This is a genomic window from Actinotignum sp. usb-actsch-213 (assembly GCF_059085665.1).
Window position 1 is genome coordinate 1 of the sequence record NZ_JBHNSQ010000028.1, and the last position, 18,087, is coordinate 18,087.

Here is an 18,087-nt window from a genome sequence, read left to right on the forward strand (position 1 = left end):
CGCAGTCCAGGACGGTGACGACGACTCCGTATAAGTGGGATTCGGGTAAACGTCAGTGGGTTCTCGANACCGCGAAGGCNTCNAAGCGGACTGAGAATCGTCAGCGTGACATGAACGATAACGAGCATCGNGCATGTACGCCGCAGCCNCCGGTCCAGGTGACCGCGACGAATTGGGTTGANGGTGCNAAGGANTGTAATGCTCGGAAGGTTTCGCAGTCGCGGACTGTGACGACGACTCCGTATAAGTGGGATTCATCCTCGCGGAAGTGGGTCTTGGACACTGCGAAGGCGTCGAAGCGGACTGAGAATCGTCAGCGGGATATGAATGATGGTGAGCATCAGGCGTGTACTCCTCGGTTGCCGGCCCAAGTCACGTCAACGGAATGGGTTGACGGCTCTAAAGACTGCGCGACACGGAAGGTCAAGCAAACCCGGACGGTGACCACGACACCCCATCGGTGGGATTCCGGTACGCGTAAGTGGGTCTTGGATACCGCGAAGGCTTCGAAGCGGACTGAGACGCGTGAGCGGGACATGGGTGAGCGAGAAGTGGGGGAATGCGTGAATGTTGCCCTCACGGTTTCTCAAGACACGCTCACGGTGGTCAAAGGCCAACCGGTATTACAGCCGCTAAGTGTGGAAGCCACGTCAACAACAGATCCCGGGCTTATTAGCCTTCAAACCGTGTGCGCCCCGAAGCATGACGGTCAGGCCGAGGGCGATCACAATGCGCTGCCGGTGGGTGTGGAGTTGGTGCGCGTGAAGCAAGCACCTACCGGCACCGAGCTTGCGGGTAATGGTGCACGGACGGTTGGTGAGGTGGATGGTAATGCCACCCAGGCCGAGCTGGGCATGTATCGGTGTTGGGTGTATGCCACGAAACCCGGTATCACCATCGACCCGCTCACAGGCGCGGCTAGTGGGCCTAACAGTGTGGAAGGCGTGGGGTGGGCACGCAAGCCTTTGAGTGTGGAGGTTGTGCAGCCCGCGTTGCCGAAGACGGGCCAGACAAACGTGAACTACCTCGCCGGTAGTGGTGCGCTCATGATCCTTGCCCTGACGGGCGGATGGTGGATCACCCGCCGGAAGAAGGGGGTGGGCCAGAGCGCGTGAACCGATACACCCACCCCGTACCCGGTCTCGGGAAAACAGACGGTGGGGTAGGCCCGAGTAAAGGGACAGGTATTTTAGCAAGTTCAACAACACGTGTTTGGCGTTGTCCTGGCGTGTTGGTCAGCACATTGTGTGGTGCTGAATTTATTGGGAAGGAAAACAAGTATGGCTCGTAAGAAGTCATTGAGAGCGTTGGTGGCGGCGTGTGCGCTGGCACTGACGGGAATGGGTATCGGGGCAGCTCACGCCGCACCGGCAAGTGATCCGGTTGCTCCGTGGGCGCAGGGTGCTCCCACGACGGGGTCGATTACGATCACGAAACAAGAAGCGACCACCAAGAAGCCGGTTAACGGTGCCGAGTTTACGGTCACGAAGGTGGATGCCCTGGGGGATGTCACCCTTGGTGACATGAAGAAGATGAGCGATTGGGAGACCGTGGCTGGTTCAATCAAGGACCTGAACGCGAATCCCGATAGCCCGAAGGCTAAGCTCAGCACGACCGCCGTTCACAAGGTCAAGACCACTGGTGAAGGTAAGGCTCTCTTCGAGAACCTGCCGCTTGGGTTGTACAAGATTGTGGAATCCGAAGTGCCGGCTGGGCATACCTCGGATATTAAGCCGTTCTTCATGACGGTCCCAGAAATCACGGGTACTTCTTCCGCGGACCAGAAGTACACCTATGATGTTTCGGTCACCCCGAAGAATACGGACGTTCGTGACCTTGTGAAGAAGACTGGTGCTTTCGACAAGGTCGTAGGCGCAGGCGACGACATCTCCTACACCATCTCCGCGACCCTGAATAAGAAGGGCCCGATCAAGGGGACCGATATTAAGGGCTTCGCAGTCTTCGATGATGCGATGACTGATGCTTACACGGTGATCGACCAGACCTCGGTTAAAGCCGTGAAGGTCAACGGTGAAGAGATCGCGAAGTCGCAGTACAACGTTGCTACTTCAACTGAGGGTGTGGAAGCGGGTCGTACTCGCTTGCAGGTGAACTTCACCGACGAGGGCCTCAACGCTATCGCCGCTAAGGCGACTGCCTCGGAGGCTCCGGTGGTGACTGTGGACCTCACCTTCACCCTCAAGGCTGATCTTGCTCTTGATTCGGTTTCTAATAAGTTTGGTTTCATTCCCGGACACTCGGATAGCGAACCGACTCCCGGACCGATTGTTCCCGAACCTGGCCCCGAGCCTGGGCCTGGTCCGGATCCGACGCCGAATCCGTTCCCGACCATTGATTTCTACGATTTCCAAATCTCTAAGACCGATGCTTCGGACGGAAGTGTGCTTGCGGGTGCGAAGTTCGTAGCCTTCGCCAACCAGGCTGATGCCCAGAAGTGTGTGGCCCAGAAGGACCGAACCCAGTCGAAGGGATGTCTAAGGGCTTCGGTACCAAGGTGACCGGCCAGGACGGCTTGACTGACAAGTTTAAGGCGAAGAAGGACTCCGTTTTCTACGTGGTTGAGGTTGAGGCACCCGCGAAGTTCATTCGCTCGGATGAGATCACCGAAGTCACCGTAACCGATCAGGCCGGCCAGGTGTTCAAGACTGGTATTAAGAACGTGCCGACGAAGGATTCGGGTAAGTGGTTCGATTTGCCCAAGACGGGTGCTATCGGGGTGGGGATCTTTGCCCTTCTTGGTGCTGGTCTGGTGGCGAGTGGTGCGGTAACGCATCTGCGTTCGCGTAAAAACAACGCCTAAACAGGAAAAGACTAACGGTTCAGGTTTGCCAGCCTGAGTAGGTAACGAAGATTGTGGGGCCGGTCAGTCCGACTGGCCCCACAATCTATCAAGCGCAAGTTAAATCTGCACGAGTAGCGCAATACGAATTGAACGTCTAGCGCAAGGAAAAGGCCACGTGGGTCAAGGAAGGGGTAGGGACGTGAGTGGTGAAGCGGGCGCGGTGCGTGGGCGGCGTGCCCTAGAGGCCCCGACCTCCAACCCAGCTCCCGAAACGAAATCCAAGACGGCACCAGGGGCAGAACCCAGGGAAACACCAAAAGTGGCACTTCATGTGGAGCCCGAACCGGCTCCTGCGCCAGCACATCATGTGGAACTCAAGGAACATCAAGGCCCCGCCGCGGGTTTGGCTCGTGGGCGGCGTGCGGCGCGTGTAGGTGAGGAAAGCGGGTTTGCGAGCCTGCTGTTCTATACCGATCCGGGCGAGGATAAACGCAGGCTCTCCCCGTTGGCCATGATCCTTATCGGGATCCTGTGCTTGGCTTATCCGGTGACTTCGACAGTATGGAATAACTGGCAATCCAAAGTAGTCTCCCGTGCCTATGAGGGTAAGGTGAATACCCAGTCCCAGGAACTGCGGAACTCGTATATTGAGAGTGCTCACGCCTATAACGCTAGTCATCAGGGTATGGCGGTCCTTGATCCTTATCTTGACGATATAGCCACGGACCTGCCGGCTTACCGGGAGTATGCGAGGGTGCTTGATCAGCCGGATGGGATTATGGGGATCGTGAAAATTCCGAAGATCGGGGTGAAACTCCCGATCTACCACGGCACCTCCCCGCAGACCCTCCAACGGGGTGCTGGGCACATGTTTGGTACCGATATCCCGGTAGGTGGCATAAATCGGCATAGTGTGGTGACGGCTCATACTGGCCTGCCGACCTCGTCGATGTTTGACCGGCTCACCGATATGCAGGTTGGGGATGAGTTTTTCTTCGAAATCCAAGGCCAAGTCTTTGGTTACAAAGTGGTCAGGATAGACGTCGTCGACCCTCACGACCCAAGCCTGCTGGTACGCGTACCCGGGCGTGACCTAGCCACTCTTCTTACCTGTACCCCGTATGGGGTGAATTCGCATCGTTTGCTGGTGACGGGTGAGCGGGTGTTGCCTGACCCAGTGGAGGTGCCGGGGGTGGACGGGTTGCAATGGTCATGGTGGATGACCCTCTTCGTGCTCGCCATTCTTATATCTTTGCTGTTCGCGTTCCTGGTGGCCCGCTCCGCGCTCGCCCGGCGCGAGGAAGAACCTAGGCGGGGTATGTTGCCCCGGCACATGCTCCGCTAACCGAAAGAACGCGGCGGGGTGCTGCGGCGTCGTGCAGTACTCGGCGTCGGGTATTACTCACCATTCATCACTCACTGATTTAGACCATTTAGTATCACGACATACAACGAGGTACCGGTGTGAGACTGGAATTATTAGAAACCCTTATTCTTTATTCGCGTTTAGGAACTATGGATGCGGTGGCCCGTGAGTATGGGTGTACTACCGCGGCGGTCGTGAAGCGTATCCAGCTTTTGGAAGAAGAAGTCGGCCAGACGCTTACCCGTAGAGTCGGGCGCGGCAGGGAACTGACCGAAGCCGGGTGCTACCTGGTCGAGCGCAGTCACCAGATCTTGGGGCTCGTGGATGCTACGGTGGCGGAGCTTCAGGACCTGGAGGATAACCCACAGGGCACTATTGTGATCGCGGGGCGGGAAAGTAGTGCCATGGATAGCCTGGCACCCGTCATGAGTCAGGTGCGGGCGCGTTATCCGGGGATTAGTTTCCAGGTCACATTGTGTGGGCGTGAAGCAGCTACCCGGATGATCGGTGAGGGGACTGCGTCTTTCGCGGTTTTGGATGATTCTTGGGATTGCACAGCCTGGCAGACCCTGGCACTTAGCGGTGAGGACCGGTGGGGGCTACTGGTACGCGGTGATAGTGATCTGGTTGGGCGAGGAACGGTTCGGCGGGCGGATATTACCCAGCGGTCTCTTATTATGCCGAAGGAGCGTAGCCGAGAGCTTGGGTATTGGCTTGATAAGGAAAACCAGTTGATGGTGGTGGGACGGTACGGGACGAGCCGCGGGGCCCGGGTTATGGTCGAGGCCGGGGTTGGTGAGGCTATCGTGCTGGAGAATATGGCCTTGAGTGGACGCGCGGATACCAGGGCGGGCGTGGTAACTGCTGGTGTGGGGTTGGTGTTTATCCCTTTGGATTGGTTAGTGGGCCTGACCTGTGTGCTTGCTTGGGATAAGCAAGCACGTCTGGGCCGGGTGGGGGAGATATTCCTGGAAGCGGTGCGCGCATCCGTGGCCGGTGGGAGCGCAGCTGGCGAGAAGTTATCCACAGAATCGTGAAACGCTGCCCTCATCCGCAGGGCGGTAAATAGCTCTTTGTTGCGCTTCCATATCATGCAAGAATGACGGAGAAAGACGGGTAACCACCCGGAACTACGCAATTGAAGGAGTGGACATATGGATGTTTACGAGGACCGGTTGTATTTTCCGGATCGTGTTTACAACTCGCTGGAAGAAATCCTCGAACGCAAGGAAGAAATCTTGCGCGAGGTCAGAATGACCCGCGAAGAATTCGACTGGCGCGCCGATAACTACCAGCTCGGACCAAAAGAGTCCGACGCCTATGTTGAAATGAAAGGATTAGATCGCTTCGAGGGGTTGTGCCGTGGTGAACGAACACTTGGATGAGCGTGCCGATGAGTTTGCGGCACATCTACAGAGGATTGGGGAGCTGATTGATCCCGGGTTTTCGATAGTGAAGCAAGCCCTCAGAAAAGAAAACCCACCGGCAATAAGCCTATTTGGCGATATTCGTGTTGCTCGTTTCCTTATCGTCCGCTTCGATTACGAACTTTTCCTTAATCCGGAAACCGGCTCGCTCAGCGTCAACGAATCAACGTTCTCGGTCATCCGAGGAGCAAAAAGCAGCGAGCCGCTGGTGCGCTGGGACTATATTCGCTCACCACGCTCGAATATTCCCTGTGCCCATATCCAGATCCATTCCCACCGCGACGAATGGACACACGCCCTGGTCCTGAGTGGCACTCATTCCCGCAGGTCGCGCCGGCGCATCAAGAACGAGGCCCGCACTCCCCACATTGCCGATATTCATTTCACGGTGGGCCGGCGCTGGTTCCGGCCCTGCCTGGAAGAAATTCTCCTCTTGGTCATTGATGAGCTCGGGGTGGCATGCGCACCCGGCGCACGCGAAGCGCTCAACCAAGGCATCGAGGATTGGGAACAGATCCAGGTGCGATCCGTAGTGCGGCATAATCGCGCCACCGCCCTCCAAGCTCTTGAAGAGTGAACCACCCGCGCTAATAAAATGCAACCGGGCCTCAGAGGCCGAGGATGAGGAGCGCAGCCGCGGCCGGTGGGAGCGCTGCCAGTTAGCGGCGTCGTCGCCCCCACCGCGTGCGAGTACAAGAACCGCGCTACAAGAAAACGCGGCTACCGGTTATCGTCGTAAATCGCCAGGTGCTCCAGCGGGGTAGTATCCTCGCGGGCCGCTACCGTGTAGAGCACGGGGAGTGCCGAAATCCACCACGGATCCAGGGGTACCCGGTCCTTCATATCCATCTCTTCGTCGATGCGCATGATCGGATGGGATTCCAGCTTGCCATTGTGTTGGCCAATATAGCGCGCGCCCACCCGTTCTTTCTTCTCCAGCTGCGCGGTGACCTCATCAATGGCGAGGGCAGCGAGCGACACCGCGAGAGTCCGGTCATAGGAGGTTGGGATACCGCCCTGCTGCTGGTGGCCAATAATCGTGGAACGAACCGAGAAAGCCCCGTGGCCTTCCTGCTGGAAAACCCGCCGTAGCAGATCCGCGGTGTAGTACTTGGAAGCATCCTCATTGCGAATGGCCAAGTAGAGGGAACGCGAGCCATCGAAGGCCCTATTCATCCGCTCGGCTTCCTTCGTGAGGAGGGCCAGATCCACCCCGGTTTCGTGCAGGTAGACCTGCTCGGCTCCGGTGGATAGCGCGCTCATAAGCGCGAGGTAGCCGCATTTCCGGCCCATCGTTTCCACCACGAAGCAACGCCGGGACGCGGATGCGGAGCGGCGAATCTTATCGATGGTCTCCACATTGGTATTGAGTGCGGTATCCACACCGATGGAAAGATCATGGCCAGGCAGGTTGTTATCGATGGAGGCCGGCACGCAGATGAGGGGGAGACGGAAAGCGGTATAGCGATCTGCCTCCTTCGCCATATTCCACGCGGTTTCATAGCCGGCCAGGCCGCCGATCATAATAATGGCGTCCAGCCCGTTGGCTTCGATGGAGCGGGCCAGCCCGAAGTAATCCTCAATTCCGAGGACCGAACGGGCGGTGCCCAGTTCCGCACCGCCGAGCGAGACCCAGCCATCCACATCGCCCCAGCTGAGTGGGCGAATATCCCCGCGGATGAGGCCGGGGAAGCCGCCCTCAACACCGAGCATTTCAAAGCCGCGATCCAGGCCGAGCCGCACCGCGCTGCGCGCGGCCGCGTTCATTCCCGGGGCGAGCCCGCCGGCGTGCAGAATAGCCACCCGCGGGCGCCAGCCATCCTTGAAATAGCGGTCTTCACCCAGCGGGGAGGAAAGCGTTTCAAAAAGGGACTTGATCCGGGAGAAGCTGGTGCCGCGTGAGCGCACCGCCGCGTCATAATCGCCTTCCTCGAGGTAGTCAATAACCTTCTTAGTATTGGCAACCGTTTCCACCAGCGGCAGGCGTTGGAGGCGATTATTACGGATCCCGATAATGCAGGATTCTTCGCCCGGTTCGGCCCGGATGACTTCCAGGGCTGCGGTGTAACCGAGCAGAGTGGACATCCAACGGTCATAAGCGGACGGGGTGCCGCCGCGCTGTACGTGGCCGAGCGCGGTAATACGTGGTGATTCTCCAGTACGTTCTTTAATGGCGGCTTGGATGCGCTGCGCGGTGATCTTTTCACCGTGCCGGTCCATGCACCCTTCGGCAACAACGATAATCGAATCACGCCGCCCGGCCGCTCGCCCGGCACGGATCTTCTCACACATGGCGTCTTCCCAGCCATCTTCGGGGGGAAGCTCGGGGATGATGACATCATCCGCACCGCCGGCCATCGCGCCCATAAGAGCCAGGTAACCGCAGCGCCGCCCCATCACTTCCACCACGAAAACTCGCTGGTGGGACGCGGCTGTGGAAGTGAGAGCGTCAATGGCATCAATAATGCGGCACAGGGCCGAATTAGTTCCCACCGTCATATCGGTGCCGACCATATCGTTATCGATAGAGCCGACCACCCCGGCAATATGCAGTTCGGGGTGGCGCGCGGCCACATCGGCCTCAATTTCCCCGGATTCGACCAGTTCGTCGAGGAGTCCAGTCCAGCGCTCGCGCAGGGTATCAGCACCGGTGAGGGAGCCATCCCCGCCGATAACCACGAGGCGGTCAATTCCGGCGCGCACCAGATTCGCGGCTACTGTCCGCATGCCCTCCCGTTCCCGGAATTCGGTGGAGCGGGCCGAGCCGATAACTGTGCCGCCCTTATCCAGAATGGAGGACACATCACTCCAGACCATTGGCTCAATAAGATTATCGATAGCTCCGCGCCATCCCTCGCGAATCGCGAAGGGGCGGGCACCCACGTGTAAAGCGGTGCGCACCACGGCGCGTACCACCGGGTTCATGCCCGGGGCATCCCCACCCGAGGTAAGAATGGCAAGGGATACGGGATCTGCGTGATCTGACATGGTTCCTCCTCCGAAGATCATTGTGTCAAAGATGGTGGGCTCATGTGTGGTGCTAGAGTCCGGCGGCGCGCCCGCGCGGTGTGGTAGCGGTGCGCCGCGCGGGCGCGAAGTTGATTACACTACGAGATAAAGACTACTTCGAGGATGAGGATAACCATGTCGCACCCCATTGACCCCACAACCACGCGCGCCTGGGCGCGGCTGCATGACCTTCACGACGGCTTCACCGCTGATTTCCGCGCTCGCTTCGCCGCGGATCCCCAGCGTGCCGAGCGGCTGAGTTTCACCGCTGGTGATCTTTTTGTGGATCTGTCCAAGTCATATTTAGACGACGACGTCCGCGATGCCCTGATTGAGCTTGCCGAAGAAACCGGGGTTGCCGCGCGCCGCGATGCGATGCTGCGCGGAGAGCGGATTAATGTGACCGAAAACCGGGCAGTACTTCATACCGCGCTGCGGCGCACCGCGGATGACACAGTCGAAGTAGACGGGCACAACGTTGTCACTGATGTACGCGAGGTCCTCGAGCGGATGTACGCTTTCGCCACCAAGGTACGCGAAGGCAGCTGGCGCGGGGTAACCGGAAAAGCCATCACGACCGTAGTCAATATCGGAATTGGCGGTTCGGATCTGGGCCCGGTGATGGCCTACGAAGCACTGCTCCCGTACGTCAAGGACGGGCTGGAATGCCGCTTCATTTCCAATATTGATCCCACCGACGTGGGGGAGACCCTGCGGGGGGTGGACCCGGAAACCGTGCTCTTCATCGTGGCATCCAAGACGTTCACCACTCTGGAAACTCTCACCAATGCCCGCCAGGCCCGCTCGTGGTTCCTCGCCCAGCTCGCCGCGCGCGGCATCCAAGAGGTCGGTGCGGTGGCCAAGCACTTCGTGGCCGTGTCCACCAACCTGGAAAAGGTGGCGGAATTCGGAATTGAGCCCGCCAATGCTTTCGGCTTCTGGGATTGGGTAGGGGGGCGCTATTCGGTTGATAGCGCCGTCGGCCTTTCTCTCGCGATTGCCATCGGGCCGGAACATTTCGAAGAATTCCTCTCCGGATTCCGCACGATTGACGAGCATTTTGCCACCGCGCCGGCCGCGGAAAACGTGCCCCTCCTCATGGGGCTCCTCAATATTTGGTACGTCAATTTCTTCGGGGCGGCCACCCACGCGGTGCTGCCCTACGCCCAATACCTCCACCGTTTCCCGGCTTATCTCCAGCAGCTCACCATGGAATCCAATGGCAAGCGGGTGCGTTGGGACGGCAGCCCGGTGACCACCCAGACCGGGGAAGTGTTCTGGGGTGAACCGGGTACCAACGGCCAGCATGCGTTCTACCAGCTCATCCACCAGGGCACCCAGCTCATTCCAGCTGATTTCATTGCCTTCGCGAATCCTGTTTTCGCGCTGGTGGACGGAGACGCCGATCAGCATGAACTTTTCCTCGGCAATTTCTTCGCGCAAACGAAAGCCCTCGCATTCGGGAAGACCTTGGATGAGGTACGTGCGGAAGGTACCCCGGAAGAAATTGTGACGGCGCGGGAATTCCCCGGGAATAAGCCGACCGCCTCGATTATGGCCCCGGCTCTCACACCCGCGGTGCTCGGCCAGCTTATTGCGCTCTACGAGCACATTACTTTCACGCAAGGTGCGGTCTGGGGTATCGATTCCTTTGACCAGTGGGGCGTGGAGCTGGGCAAGCAGATGGCCAAGGAACTCACCCCGGCGATTAGCGGAGATGCGGCGGCCGTGGAGGCTCAGGATTCCTCCACCCGCCAGCTCATTGAGTACTACCGCGCTCACCGGAAGTAGTGCTGCGCGGCAATAGTGCCGCACGGCACTAGCGCCCAGTAGACACATACGGTGCCGGTCACCCCCGATAACGGGAGTGGCCGGCACCGTATATCTAGCTGCCGTAGCGAGGTAATAGGCAAAATAGTTGCTAGTGACAGCGTGTTGTTAGTTCGGATCCGGCGTGTGTTTTCCGAGGTGTACTGCACATGTCGTACATACGAAGTACAGCTCTGACAACACCTAGTCCCCCGCAGGTGCTGTTGTGCCCCAGGGTGCTGTTGTGCCCCAGGGTACTGGTGTGCCCCGGGGTGCTGGTGTGACTCCTGAGGTTCTGCTCAAGGAAGGACCGATAGACCGAAAGACGGGGCTGCGGACGGTTGTCTAGAGCACCTTGGTGAAGAAATCGCGGGTGCGCTCCGAGCGTGGGTTGTCAATAACCTGAGCCGGGGTACCCTCGTCGATGATCATGCCCTCGTCGAGGAAGACCACCTTATCGGCAACCTCGCGGGCGAAACCGATTTCGTGAGTGACCACCACCATGGTCATACCCCCGCGGGCCAAATCCTGCATCACGGAGAGTACCTCGCCCACGAGCTCCGGATCGAGCGCCGAGGTGGGCTCATCAAAAAGCATGAGTTCGGGGTGCATGGCCAGGGCGCGGGCGATGGCCACCCGCTGCTGTTGCCCGCCCGATAGCTGCGCCGGGAAATGATTAGCGTGATCGCGCAAGCCCACCCGCTCCAGGAGTTCCAAGGCTTCGGCCCGTGCCTCTTTTTCGGGGCGGTGGGCCACCTGCACGGGTGCCTCCATAATATTTTCCATCGCGCTCATATGCGGGAAAAGGTTGAAGCGCTGGAAAACCATCCCGACCTTGGCGCGCTGGGCAGCAACCTCCGCCTCGGTGCGCTGGCGCAGCCAGGTTCCCTGGGAGGTGAGGGCACCGGCCCGGCGAGCCAGCATCCCGCGCCACCCGGTGGGTGCGGGCTGCTCGGTCATGCCCAGCAGCTCCCCGTCCAGGTAGATCCGCCCGGCGGTAATAGTTTCTAGCTCATTCAGGCAGCGCAGCAGCGTGGATTTACCCGAACCGGAAGGGCCGAGCAGCACCACCACCTCGCCGCGCTCTACCGTGAGATTGACACCTTTGAGAACGGTGTGGTCGCCGAAAGATTTGTAGACGTCGCACACGTCCACCATGGCGTGAGTCATTGTGCTCCTTAGGGGGTGACGTCGAGGAAAGCCGTCGTCGCGGTACGCCCGTCAAAGCCGCGCGCGAAATGGCGTTCGATACGGTGCTGCACCATCATGAGCAGCGAGGTAATAACCAGATACCAGATAGCGGCGACCACGAGGAAGGGGAAGGGGAGGTAGGTTTTCGAACCCAAATCTTGGGCCGCGAAAGTGAGGTCCAGGGTGAAGGGAACGGCGAGCACCAGTGACGTGGTTTTGAGCATCGAGATCGTTTCGTTCCCGGTGGGCGGAATAATAATACGCATGGCCTGCGGCAAAATAATACGCCGCATGATCGTGCCCGAACGCATCCCCAGCGCCACTGCGGCTTCCCGCTGGCCCGGATCAATCGCACCCAAACCGCTGCGGATGATCTCCGCCAGGTAGGCACCTTCGTTGAGTCCCAGCCCGATAATTGCCGCGATAAACGGGGTGATGACCCGGTCTGTTTGGAAGGTAAAGAACTCCGGCCCGAAGGGAATCCCCAGGGATAATTTCTGGTAGAGCGAGGGCAGCAGGCCCCAGAACATGAGCTGGGTGTAAATCGGGGTGCCGCGGAAGAACCAAATATAGAAACGGGCCGCCGCGCGCAGTACCGCGTTACTCGATTCGCGCAGCACCGCCATGGTCAACGCCAAGATAATGCCAATAACCATGGCCAGCACGGTCAGCACCAGGGTGTAGACGATACCGCGCAGGATCCGCCAATCGAAAAGATAGCGCCCCACCACATCCCAGTGGAAAGCATCGTTGGTGATAAGCGCGTTAAGCGCCATCGCCCCGAGCACCGCCATGACGATGAGCCAGGCAATATTGCTCAGCTTCACGCGGGCTTGCGGATGAATCTTCTCCATTACTGCACCTGGGGGTTAATCTCAGCAGTGCTCAGCACGCCTTCGGTAATCCCGTAATGCGCGAAGATTTCCTTGAGTTCACCCGAATCCATGAGGGATTGCAACGCGGCCTGCACCGCCTTGGCGAGCTCCGGGTTATCCTTGGCCACCGCGATAGCCACCGGGGCTGAATCGTAGATATCACCCGTGGTCTTCAGCTGCCCGTTAGAGCGGGCCACCGCGTAACCAAGTACCGGGGAATCGGCGAAAATAGCGTCGTACTGGCCGGAGACCACCCGGGTAACGATTTGCGGTACGTCAGGTAGGGACATGATCTTAATCGGCTTGGCGCCCTTGGCTTCGCAGGCAGCGGTGGCCTCCTTGAGGGCATCCTCCTGCGAGGAGCCTGTTTGCACCCCGATGGTGAAACCGCAGGGGTTATTCGGGGTGAAATCGCTGGACTTGGCCGGTACTCCGTATTCGGACCCCGCCTCGAAGTACGTGATCATATTGAAGGCTTCTTCACGTTCGGGAGTGACGGTGAAGGTGGACAGGCCCACATCGAATTTGGTTCCGATCTGGGGGAGAAGTGAATCAAATTCCACGTGCGTGGTGGTGCCGTCTTTGAGCCCCATTTTCTTCGCGATGGCGCGCGTGAGATCAATATCGTAACCGGTGGGGGTCTGCCCGTCCGCCTTGCGGTATTCCGCGGGAGCGTAATCGGTGGACGCGCCGTTGCGCAATTGCCCGCGCGCGGTAATATCCGCGGGAACTAGGGCGACGACGGCGGAATCTGCCGCGATGCCATCAACAGCGAAACCGGATTCACCCGGATCGGCCGCGGCGGTGGAATCCGTCAAAGCCGCCTCGTCGTTGGAGCAGGCGCCCAGCGTGAGGAGGCCGGCGGCGAGCAACGCGAATGTTTTCTTCATTTTCTTCCCCTACGGTGAATGTTTTTTCAGTGTTCGGGTGGAAATTACTCGGAACAATCCCAAGTATAGCCAGTAAGTATGCGCCTAGATGTATAAACATGTGAATATGTGGGTGGATAACCGCGAGTTTGGCGCATTTGCGGGCTTTGTGCGCCCTGGATGTGAGAGGTCTAACGGTGGCGCGCGCCAGCGAAGCGGATATGTTACGAATCCGTAAGTTACGATTACGTAAGGTTACGCATTAGTAAGTTAGCGGTGGGGTGGCCCGCCGGAAAGAAGGCTGAGGTGAGTCACGTGCATTCAGGAAACGTGCTCTTCCCGCGAACCGCGAGCGCGCTGGGGGAGGTAGGGATCCCAGGTGCCGAGCTCCTACATGCCGAATTGACCACATCCACCCAGGATGATCTGGCTGAACTCTGGCTCAGTTCCGGGGGCGCTCCCGCACCTGGGCTGGTGTGCGGTCTCATTGCTGATGAGCAAAGCGATGGGCGCGGGCGGATGGGCCGCTCCTGGTTCGCTACCAAAGATGGTTCCCTGCTTTTCTCAGTGCTTATTGCAGTGCCGGAAACCGTACGCGCGGAGCTGAGCTGGGTGACGTTCGCCGGGGCACTGGCGGCGCGCGCCGCCCTGGAAAAGCTCGGGGCAGACGTGGCGATTTCCTGGCCGAATGATATTGTCACCCGCCCGCGGGCCGCGAAACTGGCCGGCGTGCTGGGGGAAGTCGTGAGCACGGACGCGGCCGGGAATATCGGAATTGTCCTCGGGGTGGGAATCAACCTGGGGTTGCGCACCGAAGAACTCCCCACTCCCACCTCCGCGTCTCTTGCTACCGCCGGATTCCCGGTTCCCAGCCGCGATGAGGTAGCTGCCGTCTACGTGCGCGAACTCGGGGCGCGGCTGGCCGCCCTCGGTGCCGCCTGCGCAAGCGGGAGGGGCCCGGCGGCAGCTAGCGGCGCCGTCGTACCCGAAACGGAGGCGAGTGATGCCGGGGTGACCGGCACCGGGACTACCGCGGCGGAACGTTCCGGACTCTTAGCCGAACTCAATGCCACCTGCGACACCCTGCGCGAAGGAATCACCGTTAACCGCCCCCGCGATACTCCGGTGCGCGGGCGCGGGATGCGGGTTTTAGCCGACGGCGCACTCGTGGTCGCCACCCCTGGCGGTGAGGTGTGTATTTCCACCGGAGAAGTCTCGCTCCTGGGTCGGGTAACGCCCTCGGAAGGAAAATAGTGATGAAAAAAATTCTTGTTGCCAATCGCTCCGAAATCGCCGAGCGCGTTATTCGTACCGCCCACGATATGGGGATGAAAGCGGTGGCGGTTTATGCCGATGCGGATCGCGAAGCGCAGTTCGTGGAGGATGCCGATAGTGCCTACGCGCTGGAGGGCACCGCGTATGCCGATACCTATATGAATATCGAGAAAATCATCGCGATTGCCAAGCGTTCCCACGCGGACGCCGTGCATCCCGGCTACGGTTTTCTTTCCGAAGTTCCCGAATTCGCCACCGCTGTTATTGAAGCGGGGCTAACGTGGATCGGCCCGGCCCCCGCGGTACTCCATCGCCTCGGCGATAAAATCCAGGCACGCCGCCTGGCCGAATCGGTGGGCGTGGCTCCGGTGCCCGGTGTTTCCGATCCGGTGCAGGGGCGCGCCGGGGTGGATGAGTTCGTGGCCCGCTTCGGTTTCCCGATTGTCACCAAGAAGGCCGACGGCGGGGGCGGGCGCGGTATCACCATCCACAATGAAGCCGCTGACCTGGACCGCTTCTTCGCGGCCCACGGGGCGGATCTGGATTCCTATTTCGTTGAGCGTTTTATTCGCACCGCCCGCCATATTGAAACGCAGTCAGCCCGCGATTCCCACGGCAATTTCGCGGTGATTTCCACCCGCGATTGTTCGGCCCAGCGCCGCAACCAGAAACTCATTGAAGAAGCACCCGCTCCGCTGCTGCCCGGAAACGCGGAAGCGATCGTGACCGAGTGGTCGCGCCGGCTTTTCGAAGCGGTGGATTACGTTGGTTTGGGTACGTGTGAATTCCTGGTGGAACCCGATGGGCGGGTTAATTTCCTGGAAGTGAATCCGCGTCTCCAGGTCGAGCACACCGTTTCCGAAGAGGTGACGGGAATGGACCTGGTACGCGAACAGATTCTTATTGCATCCGGAGCGGAACTCTCTCAGGTTCCCGCCCCGCGCGCCCACTCTTTTGAATTCCGTATTACCTGCGAGGATCCGGCCACCGGCATGGTGCCCTCCACCGGAACTATTGAAAAAATCCGCTGGCCGCTGGGCCACGGGGTGCGTATCGAATCGGGAATTGAAGAAGGCGATATTGTGACCGCCGATTTCGATCCCATGCTCGCCAAGCTTGTGGTGACCGCCCCGGATCGGGAGCAGGCCATTGCCCGTTCGCGCCGCGCGCTCGCGGAATTGCAGATCACCGGGGTGGCCACCCCCTGCGCCATGTACCGCGATGTGCTGGCCATGGAGGATTTCGCCGGGCATATTCCTTCCACCCGCTGGCTGGAAGATACCGTGCTCCCTGCTTACGAAAATACGCAGGCCGTGGCTACCCCGGCGCCTGTTAAAGATGAAGAACCGCGCCATACTTTCGTTATTGAAGTAGATGGGCGGCGTATGCGTATGACCCTCCCGGCCGCGCTGATTGCCACCGGATCGCACGTGGCTCGCCGCACCCTGCAGCCGCGCCGTTCCCAGGCAGCTTCCCGCACCGCGATGCCGGCCCAGGACCTGACCGATCCGAGCGGGATGGTGAATTCTCCCATCCAGGCGATTGTGGTGCGCGTGGTGGTGGAACCGGGGGATAAGGTCCACGAAGGCGATCTGCTGGTCGTGCTCGAATCCATGAAGATGGAAAGTTATGTTTATTCGCCGCGCGATGGCGAAGTGACGGATGTGGAAGTGCGGGCCGGGGCCACCGTGGCAGCTTTCCAGCCCCTCGTGCGGGTGGTGGGTGCCGATGCCTAAAAACCAGCCCAACCCCTGCCCGAAAGTAGCGAAGGAGAATCATGTCGCTGACTGAATTACGTTCCGCCCACGAATGGCAAACCCTGGATCACAGCGCCCAGCAGGTGGACCGGGTGCGTTTCGCGGAGTATCAACATGACCTGGCCCGGCAGGCCGAGGAACACGCCGCAAAGCGCCAGCACTCCATGAGCAAAAAGACCGCCCGGGAACGCATCGCACTGCTGTGCGATGAGGGCAGCTTCACCGAAATCGGGCAGTTCGCCGGCGGGAACCTGGGTCGCGGCTTCCGGGGCGCCGCGGTGGTAACCGGAATTGGCCAGGTGGATGGCCAGCTCGTAGCGGTATACGCCCAGGACTTCTCCGTATCCGGGGGTACCCTGGGGGAGGCCGAGGGCGATAAAATCGTGGCCCTCATGGACAAAGCCCTCGAGCTGCGCATTCCCATGGTGTCCCTGCTTGATTCGGGTGGCGCCCGCATCCAGGACGGCGTCGTCGCCCTGTCCCAATACGGCCGCATCTTTAAGAAAACGATCGCGGCATCGGGCATTATCCCGCAACTTTCCGTCATTTTGGGACCTTGCGCGGGCGGTGCGGTGTACGGGCCGGCCCTCACCGATTTCATTATTATGACGCGCGATAACGCGCATATGTTCGTGACCGGACCGGACGTCGTCAAGGCGACCACCGGAGAAGAGGTCTCCTTCGACGACCTGGGCGGGGCCACCCTCCACAATTTCCAATCCGGGGTGGCCCACTACCTGGCCGCGAACGAGGACGATGCCCTCGATTACACCCGCACTCTCCTCACCTACCTGCCCGCGCATTGCGACGCGGAGCTGCCGCGCTGGGACTATGAGGAAACGGCCACGGATACCCAGTGCGCCCGGCACCTCTCCGATCTGGTGCCCGCCTCCACCAAGCAGCCCTACGATATGCTCGACGTCATCGCGAACCTCGTGGACTACGGGGAATTCGTGCAGGTCCAGGAGCATTTCTCCCGCTCCATCGTGGTGGGATTCGCGGCGCTGGCCGGGCAATCGGTGGGGATCGTGGCCAATCAGCCGCTCGTGGACGCCGGCACCCTGGACGTGGACGCCTCCGAAAAAGCCGGGCGTTTCGTGCAATTCTGCGATGCGTTCCACGTGCCCGTGATCACCCTCGTGGACGTGCCCGGCTATCGGCCCGGCACCGAACAGGAGCAGGCCGGGATTATTCGCCGCGGTGCGAAACTGATCTGGTCCTACGCGAATGCGACGACGCCCCTCGTCACCGTGGTGTTGCGTAAAGCCTACGGGGGCGCCTATATCGTGATGGGGTCGAAATCCCTGGGTGGGGACCTCAACTTCGCGTGGCCGGGTGCCGAAATTGCGGTGCTCGGTGCCGAGGGCGCGGTCGCTATTACAGGGCGACGGCGCCTGCGGGAAGCCGAACAAAACGGTGAGGATGTGGCCGCGGTGCGCCAGCAGCTCATCGAAGAGTACACCCGCGAGAATGTCAATCCTTTCCTCTCCGTGGAACGCGGGGAACTGGACGGCATTATCGCCCCCGAAGATACCCGGCGGGTGCTCATTGAGTCCCTGCGCATCCTCGCCACCAAAGACTGCTCGCATCCGGGCGAGCGCCGGCACGGGAATATTCCCATGTAACGGCCCGCCCCGAACCCAATTTCGATCTTTCCATTTTTCAAGAATTGCCTCGCGGGACCTCCCGCCTCTAGCAGAAAGAAC

The 18,087-nt window shown here is 60.0% G+C and carries 15 protein-coding genes; 11 read left to right on the top strand and 4 right to left on the bottom strand.

Annotated elements, in window-relative coordinates; genetic code table 11:
* The first annotated feature begins 536 nt into the window (after nucleotides 1-536).
* The 7 genes from AC5RK6_RS02485 to AC5RK6_RS02515 all read left to right on the top strand — a co-directional run bounded on the left by AC5RK6_RS02485 (nucleotide 537) and on the right by AC5RK6_RS02515 (nucleotide 6,173).
* Nucleotides 537-1,115, top strand: a complete 579-nt coding sequence (locus AC5RK6_RS02485; RefSeq protein ID WP_435733767.1) for an LPXTG cell wall anchor domain-containing protein — start codon at nucleotides 537-539, stop codon at nucleotides 1,113-1,115.
* A gap of 165 nt (nucleotides 1,116-1,280) precedes the next feature.
* Nucleotides 1,281-2,519, top strand: a complete 1,239-nt coding sequence (locus tag AC5RK6_RS02490) for a SpaH/EbpB family LPXTG-anchored major pilin (RefSeq protein WP_435730684.1) — start codon at nucleotides 1,281-1,283, stop codon at nucleotides 2,517-2,519.
* A complete protein-coding gene (locus AC5RK6_RS02495) occupies nucleotides 2,492-2,821 on the top strand; it encodes an LPXTG cell wall anchor domain-containing protein (protein ID WP_435730685.1) in 330 nt (109 codons plus the stop codon). The genes AC5RK6_RS02490 and AC5RK6_RS02495 overlap by 28 nt, the downstream gene beginning before the upstream one ends.
* 181 nt (nucleotides 2,822-3,002) lie before the next feature.
* Nucleotides 3,003-4,148, top strand: a complete 1,146-nt coding sequence (locus tag AC5RK6_RS02500; protein ID WP_320757994.1) for a class C sortase — start codon at nucleotides 3,003-3,005, stop codon at nucleotides 4,146-4,148.
* Nucleotides 4,149-4,267: 119 nt separating this feature from the next.
* On the top strand, nucleotides 4,268-5,206 hold the full coding sequence (locus tag AC5RK6_RS02505) for a LysR family transcriptional regulator (RefSeq protein ID WP_320757995.1): 939 nt from the start codon (nucleotides 4,268-4,270) through the stop codon (nucleotides 5,204-5,206).
* A gap of 117 nt (nucleotides 5,207-5,323) precedes the next feature.
* Nucleotides 5,324-5,554: a hypothetical protein gene (locus tag AC5RK6_RS02510; RefSeq protein ID WP_320757996.1), complete on the top strand. Its 231-nt coding sequence runs from the start codon at nucleotides 5,324-5,326 to the stop codon at nucleotides 5,552-5,554.
* Entirely contained in the window at nucleotides 5,532-6,173 is a 642-nt protein-coding gene (locus tag AC5RK6_RS02515) for a hypothetical protein (protein WP_320757997.1), read from the top strand. The genes AC5RK6_RS02510 and AC5RK6_RS02515 overlap by 23 nt, the downstream gene beginning before the upstream one ends.
* A gap of 143 nt (nucleotides 6,174-6,316) precedes the next feature.
* Here the strand turns inward: AC5RK6_RS02515 and AC5RK6_RS02520 are convergent, their stop codons facing one another.
* Nucleotides 6,317-8,584 carry a 6-phosphofructokinase gene (locus AC5RK6_RS02520; RefSeq protein WP_320757998.1) on the bottom strand — a complete coding sequence of 756 codons (2,268 nt, stop codon included), beginning with the start codon at nucleotides 8,582-8,584 and terminating at the stop codon, nucleotides 6,317-6,319.
* A 156-nt stretch (nucleotides 8,585-8,740) separates the two neighbouring features.
* On the opposite strand from AC5RK6_RS02520, the gene pgi reads away from it, so the two are divergent.
* The gene (gene pgi, locus AC5RK6_RS02525; protein WP_320757999.1) at nucleotides 8,741-10,396 is read left to right on the top strand and encodes a glucose-6-phosphate isomerase; all 1,656 of its coding nucleotides are present in this window, start codon (nucleotides 8,741-8,743) and stop codon (nucleotides 10,394-10,396) included.
* A 363-nt stretch (nucleotides 10,397-10,759) separates the two neighbouring features.
* Here pgi and AC5RK6_RS02530 read toward each other — a convergent pair whose 3' ends face one another.
* From AC5RK6_RS02530 to AC5RK6_RS02540, 3 genes are read right to left on the bottom strand one after another with little or no spacing between them, the layout of a single operon-like run.
* Entirely contained in the window at nucleotides 10,760-11,584 is an 825-nt protein-coding gene (locus tag AC5RK6_RS02530; protein WP_320758000.1) for an amino acid ABC transporter ATP-binding protein, read from the bottom strand.
* A gap of 8 nt (nucleotides 11,585-11,592) precedes the next feature.
* Nucleotides 11,593-12,459, bottom strand: coding sequence for an amino acid ABC transporter permease (locus tag AC5RK6_RS02535; protein ID WP_320758001.1), 867 nt, complete (start codon nucleotides 12,457-12,459; stop codon nucleotides 11,593-11,595).
* The gene (locus AC5RK6_RS02540) at nucleotides 12,459-13,370 is read right to left on the bottom strand and encodes an ABC transporter substrate-binding protein (RefSeq protein WP_320758002.1); all 912 of its coding nucleotides are present in this window, start codon (nucleotides 13,368-13,370) and stop codon (nucleotides 12,459-12,461) included. The genes AC5RK6_RS02535 and AC5RK6_RS02540 overlap by 1 nt, the downstream gene beginning before the upstream one ends.
* 285 nt (nucleotides 13,371-13,655) lie before the next feature.
* Here AC5RK6_RS02540 and AC5RK6_RS02545 point away from each other — a divergent pair, with 285 nt between their 5' ends.
* From AC5RK6_RS02545 to AC5RK6_RS02555, 3 genes are read left to right on the top strand one after another with little or no spacing between them, the layout of a single operon-like run.
* Entirely contained in the window at nucleotides 13,656-14,603 is a 948-nt protein-coding gene (locus tag AC5RK6_RS02545) for a biotin--[acetyl-CoA-carboxylase] ligase (protein WP_320758003.1), read from the top strand.
* Nucleotides 14,604-14,605: 2 nt separating this feature from the next.
* Nucleotides 14,606-16,360, top strand: coding sequence for an ATP-binding protein (locus AC5RK6_RS02550; RefSeq protein WP_320758004.1), 1,755 nt, complete (start codon nucleotides 14,606-14,608; stop codon nucleotides 16,358-16,360).
* 41 nt (nucleotides 16,361-16,401) lie between these two features.
* A complete protein-coding gene (locus AC5RK6_RS02555; RefSeq protein WP_435730687.1) occupies nucleotides 16,402-18,006 on the top strand; it encodes an acyl-CoA carboxylase subunit beta in 1,605 nt (534 codons plus the stop codon).
* The last annotated feature ends 81 nt before the right edge of the window (nucleotides 18,007-18,087 follow it).